Origin of the sequence: Sphingobacterium sp. UBA6645 (genome assembly GCF_002455685.1) — a bacterium.
In the GTDB taxonomy this organism is placed as follows: Bacteria; Bacteroidota; Bacteroidia; order Sphingobacteriales; family Sphingobacteriaceae; genus Sphingobacterium; species Sphingobacterium hotanense.
This window is the reverse complement of record NZ_DKLH01000066.1, coordinates 985-5,797: the sequence shown is the minus strand read 5'-3', so window position 1 is coordinate 5,797 and position 4,813 is coordinate 985. Positions and strand designations below refer to the sequence as shown.

Here is a 4,813-nt window from a genome sequence, read left to right as displayed (position 1 = left end):
TCTTTAAGAGACCTTTTTAGATTCTGTGTTAAAATACAAGTCAATTTTATCTTTTTTTTGTAATTTCGGGTTTTAGGCGGTCTATTGCCAGCCTGTTTAGGGTAGCCGTTTTTGGCCGCCCTAATTTGTATCTACTTTTTCGTTCTGATACTTTTGGAGATGGTATTGTGGATCATACCGCTGTTCGTTTTTATAAATTATAAACATCAGCTCTAGAAGTTTCCTTTGCACAGCTACTGCTGCTTTCATTTTGATGCCATTTCTTGAAACAAGTCTTGTAAATGTATTAGAATAATGTTCATCATGCCTTATGGCGGCCAATGCAGGTAAATGAAGGGATTTTCTCAGGTATCTGTTGCCCCGTTTGGATATGGTAGGTTTGCTCTGGATCGATGTTCCGGACTGTTTTTCCTTTATGTCTAGGCCGGCATAGCTTACCAGTTGCTTTTTATTTCGGATCATCTCAAATCCATTCGTTTCTGCCAATACTGTTACTGCTGTCAGCAGTCCAATTCCAGGGATTGTGGTCAGGTTATCTGTTTGTTTTTTGAGTAAGGAACTCTCCTTAACAATGAGCTTTAACTCGGTCATTATTTCCTTCTCCTGTCTTTGCAGTACTGCTATGCGTTCCTTTATCCGTCCTATAGAGTTTTCATTGGGTTCTGCCTCTGCCTGTTCTGCATGTAGCTGGTTCTTGACAGCAGTACGTTCCTGTACCAATTGGTCTCTCTCCCGGGTCAGCTGCTTCAAACGCTTATAGGTGGGGTCTGGCTTGCGCCACAACTCCAGGTTGCGCTCCAGGCCAAATAGGGTGATAGCTTCCGAGCAGGTACTATCCGTTATTGTCTTGATCTCTAAGGTACGGAAATAGTTGCTGATCTTGTTTGGCAGGACAATACTGATATTGCACCCCTTGCTTTCCAGAAAATAGGCTAGCTTTTCGTGATAAACGCCTGTAGCCTCCATGACAAAATGAAGAGGACTATCCTCACAAGTATGGATCTGTACCCATTCGTAAAGCTTTATCAAACCTTTATCCGAGTTTCGGAAATTACCATATTGGCACAGCTTTTTATCCAGATTGGAAAAGATTTTGCCAAAGCATACGACCAGTTCCTTACTACCGACGTCAATGCCAACGACCTGCTTGAGTTTTTTCATGTTAATTTTTTGATGTGATACTGAAAAATCAATAGTGAAACTTCCCTTGGACTTGTCTCCTGATGGATATTCAAGCTGGACTGTAATTCCGCCTTACATTCTGTTCTGTCTTAGGAAGCGAAAAAGAGGAAGGCCATATCTAAAAATCAGTATGCTAAAAAAGCTACTAAGACAGCCCTAGGCTCTCCCTCTTTCCACTAAATACAGCAAATCTATAAAACAAAAAATGTCTCCTACATTTGCTTGACACAAACATAGGAGACAGCCTCTTTTCTTTACTAGGACCATCCTTTTTGTTGAAACGATTTGTTGATAAATTGGTAAACATAGCGAGCTATTTCACCCTCAGTCGCGTCGACTTCTGCAATAGATATCGCTAGAGCACCTTTTTGCCCTTTCATAAAAGTATCTCTAACAAAGAAGCTCTTCATTCGTTCCGCATATTTCTCCGGGTTCTTGAGTGCTATATGAATGTATCTATCGTCGATTTGGTATTCGGCAATATCGCTCCATTCGATTAGTCCCGCCGCTTTGGCAACAGGAGTCGTGTTGCCTTGGATCCCTAATTTCGAGAACGCGATTGCTGCATCTGTTGCCTTCTTAGTGGCAAGAATTAGTTTTAAGAATCCTCCGAATCCTAAAAGAATAAGAAAAATGGACACTACTCTTCCTATGAGATAAACTCTTGTTTCAATAAAAAAAATATAGTATCCGATGGCGAGGCCGGCAATTCCGAGCAATAGGAATAGGAGAGCCATGTTTTTCTGCTTTTTTGCACTGTAGGGGATGGTTACTTCGTTCATATTCTTACGGTTTTAGTTTTATGTTGTTTTGTGGGTTGTAATTTGACGATTATCTATAGCGTATTTCCCCGCTCCTGTAAATATCAGCGCCAGAACAATACAAAAAATAGCGAGCGCCGGAGTTAATGCTTCCAAGCTGTCGCCGCTTTTGAAATGCACCATGATTAATGCAATCAAGAAATTGAAGGCTAAGAATGCGGCGGCAATTCTTGTTTTCCAACCGATCAGTATCAATATCGATGCAATCAGTTGGACATAGACTGAAAGAATGGCGGAAAACATCGGGAATGGGAATGCAAATTGAGAGAGAAAGCCAGCGAATTCTTTCATGTGCGAGAAACTCAGTACGTTGTCGAGTACACCGTATATCACTCTAATTCCGATAAAAAATCGAAGAATTAGGAGTCCTATGGAAGTATGGTCAATCATATCAATTTGTAGGGTTTATCATGTTGCTTTTGACGATGCTTTCGTTGAAATAAACAGGTGGAAATTTTCTTTGTTTTCCTTTGTGATCTTATTCTTTCTGCTGATTATTAAGATTAAGCAGATATCATGCTAAATCCCTGTTATTTTTATTGTTAGCATAGTCGATTTATATAAATATGATAGTTGAAGTGCTACATAACAGGAATTTTCTTGAGTATAGTAGACGTTTTGTCCTGTTGGTATATAGTACAGGATGGTTGAAACTAAATAAAATTTTAAATTTAACTTATATTGTAAGGAGGGCTCTTTGCCCTTTATTATTGAAGAATAGAAAATAGAATAAAACGATAACAATCGCTAATTATTAAACATGAAACCAACAACCTACATTTTTGCTCTTTTTTTATCATTAATTGCAGCATCAGTAATTGCGCAGGAAAAGATCAGTATCAGTCATCAGCCCTATATTCAAGCGCTAACCGATAGCTCGTTATCCATTGTATGGGTAACAAATAAGCCTGCTGTTGCCTGGGTAGAGTTAGCTCCGGCCGATGAGAGTCATTTTTATGCGGAAGCAAGGCCAAAGCTATTTGCTGCAAAGTATGGTTATAAAACGGTGGGTACTGTTCATCAGGTGGATATTAAGGGTTTAAAACCGGGGACGAAATACCGATACCGTGTCTATAATCAGGAAGTGTTAAGCCATCAGGGAACGCGGGTTCAGTATGGTAACTATGTGGCGACGGACGTCTATTCGAAGGCTGCATTAACTTTTGTTACGCCTAAGCCTTCAGACAAGGTCTCATTCGCCATTTTAAATGATATTCACGGCAAGAATGATTTGCTGAGCAATCTAATCGGGCAAGTTGATCTTTCGAAGACTGATTTTGTCGTTTTCAATGGTGATATGGTCGATGCTTTGATTAGTGAAGATCAGATGTTCAATGGTTTTATGGACAAGGCGACGGAGCTGTTCGCGAGCGAGAAGCCGATGTATTTCTCTCGTGGTAATCATGAAACTCGCGGTCCGTTTGCAGTTGCTTATCCGAAGTATTTTCCAACGAGTTCCGGGGAGTTATATTATATGTTTACGCAAGGAGAGGCCTGCTTTATTGTGTTGGACGGGGGCGAGGATAAACCGGATAGTGATATTGAATATGCTGGAATCGTGGATATGGATTTCTATAGGACGGAACAGGCCGCTTGGTTGGAAAGAGCGGTGGAAAGTCCGGCATTTAAGAATGCAAGGTATAAGATTGTGATCTGCCATATGCCGCCCATGGGAGGCTGGCATGGTTCGATTGATATCGAGCGTAAATTTGTTCCGATATTGAATAAGTCGGGTGCACAGATTATGATCAGCGGCCATTTGCACCGCCATGTGAAGCAACTGCCAACGCAAGCTATCCAGTTTCCTTTATTGGTAAACTCTAATGTAAACATCATCAAGGCAGATATTACGGCTGATAAGGCTGTATTCAGAGTAATCGATCAGCAAGGTAAACAGGTGGATGAGATTAGCTTAAATCCGTTACGGTAAGTTTTTAGCGTTATCTTTGTGCTGATGGAGATTATTAGGATTACGGTGAATGATAGGATGCAGCGTGGTTATTCTTACGAGTTGCAGGCTAGGATGGGTGAGGAATTTGATGCTGAGTTTAATCCGCAGTTGAGTCCTAAAGAGATGCTAGCACTAGGTGTTTTTGGCGGGAGGTATTTGACGGATTGCCGAGCGGAGTTTCCGGAGGATTGGTTTACTGAAGCGAAGCTTTATACTGGCGATAACCCGCATGGCGACGCGAAGCTTAACTTTTTTGGTGTTCATGCGTCTCAACCTTTGTCGGTCTGGAAAGCGAAAGGATGGATCCACCCGCAAGACCCAAGAGGTTGGTTTCAATGGTATTGCCGATATTTTATGGGCAGAAGAACGGCAGATGATGCTCGACAGATTAAGCGCTGGAAGGCGATGGCAAGGCATGTCGCGCAGGTGAAAGGGAATTGTGAATTTGGCGATTTGATGTGTAGGAAGAAGCAGCGACAAGCGCTGCTGCATTGGGCGTATGATAGCATTAATATGTAAAAGAGAGGGAGGGGTCTGTGTTTGAAAGGGTGTTTGCTGGGGTGATTTGAAAATAAATAAGTTCAAAATCAGTTAGTTTAGGGCTTGGAGTGAATTAATTTTTGCAGAATAGAGTAGAAGCCCTATATTTGCATCATTCCAAAACGGAATATGCCCAGGTGGCGGAATTGGTAGACGCGTTGGTCTCAAACACCAATGAAGCAATTCGTGCCGGTTCGATCCCGGCCCTGGGTACAAAAAAGCTCAACGAAAGTTGAGCTTTTTGCTTTTCAGGGCGATTTATAAGCGATATGCGGATTTATTTGGATCAAGCTGAATTCGGATCAAGCTGAATTCTTGG

At 41.5% G+C, this 4,813-nt stretch carries 5 protein-coding genes and 1 tRNA gene; 3 read left to right on the top strand and 3 right to left on the bottom strand.

What is annotated here, in order from left to right:
• Window positions 1-120: 120 nt before the first annotated feature.
• From B2400_RS12460 to B2400_RS12450, 3 genes are all read right to left on the bottom strand, one after another.
• Window positions 121-1,161 (bottom strand): IS110 family transposase, encoded by a 1,041-nt coding sequence (locus tag B2400_RS12460; RefSeq protein WP_293933795.1) that lies wholly within the window; start codon window positions 1,159-1,161, stop codon window positions 121-123.
• 278 nt (window positions 1,162-1,439) lie between these two features.
• Window positions 1,440-1,964 (bottom strand): STM3941 family protein, encoded by a 525-nt coding sequence (locus B2400_RS12455; protein WP_293933793.1) that lies wholly within the window; start codon window positions 1,962-1,964, stop codon window positions 1,440-1,442.
• Between the two features lie 18 nt (window positions 1,965-1,982).
• Window positions 1,983-2,393, bottom strand: coding sequence for a DoxX family protein (locus B2400_RS12450; RefSeq protein ID WP_149525628.1), 411 nt, complete (start codon window positions 2,391-2,393; stop codon window positions 1,983-1,985).
• 370 nt (window positions 2,394-2,763) lie between these two features.
• Between B2400_RS12450 and B2400_RS12445 the strand changes: the two genes are divergently transcribed.
• The 3 genes from B2400_RS12445 to B2400_RS12435 all read left to right on the top strand — a co-directional run bounded on the left by B2400_RS12445 (window position 2,764) and on the right by B2400_RS12435 (window position 4,707).
• Entirely contained in the window at window positions 2,764-3,933 is a 1,170-nt protein-coding gene (locus tag B2400_RS12445) for an FN3 domain-containing metallophosphoesterase family protein (protein ID WP_293933788.1), read from the top strand.
• Window positions 3,934-3,957: 24 nt separating this feature from the next.
• Window positions 3,958-4,473, top strand: a complete 516-nt coding sequence (locus B2400_RS12440; protein WP_293933785.1) for a hypothetical protein — start codon at window positions 3,958-3,960, stop codon at window positions 4,471-4,473.
• 152 nt (window positions 4,474-4,625) lie between these two features.
• Window positions 4,626-4,707: transfer RNA gene (locus tag B2400_RS12435), tRNA-Leu, on the top strand.
• The last annotated feature ends 106 nt before the right edge of the window (window positions 4,708-4,813 follow it).

What these genes read in the sequence shown, in the direction of transcription:
- B2400_RS12455 (WP_293933793.1), bottom strand. Translation starts at nt 1,964, where the DNA reads ATGAACGAAGTAACCATCCCCTACAGTGCAAAAAAGCAGAAAAACATG.
- B2400_RS12450 (WP_149525628.1), bottom strand. Translation starts at nt 2,393, where the DNA reads ATGATTGACCATACTTCCATAGGACTCCTAATTCTTCGATTTTTTATC.
- B2400_RS12445 (WP_293933788.1), top strand. Translation starts at nt 2,764, where the DNA reads ATGAAACCAACAACCTACATTTTTGCTCTTTTTTTATCATTAATTGCA.
- B2400_RS12460 (WP_293933795.1), bottom strand. Translation starts at nt 1,161, where the DNA reads ATGAAAAAACTCAAGCAGGTCGTTGGCATTGACGTCGGTAGTAAGGAA.
- B2400_RS12440 (WP_293933785.1), top strand. Translation starts at nt 3,958, where the DNA reads ATGGAGATTATTAGGATTACGGTGAATGATAGGATGCAGCGTGGTTAT.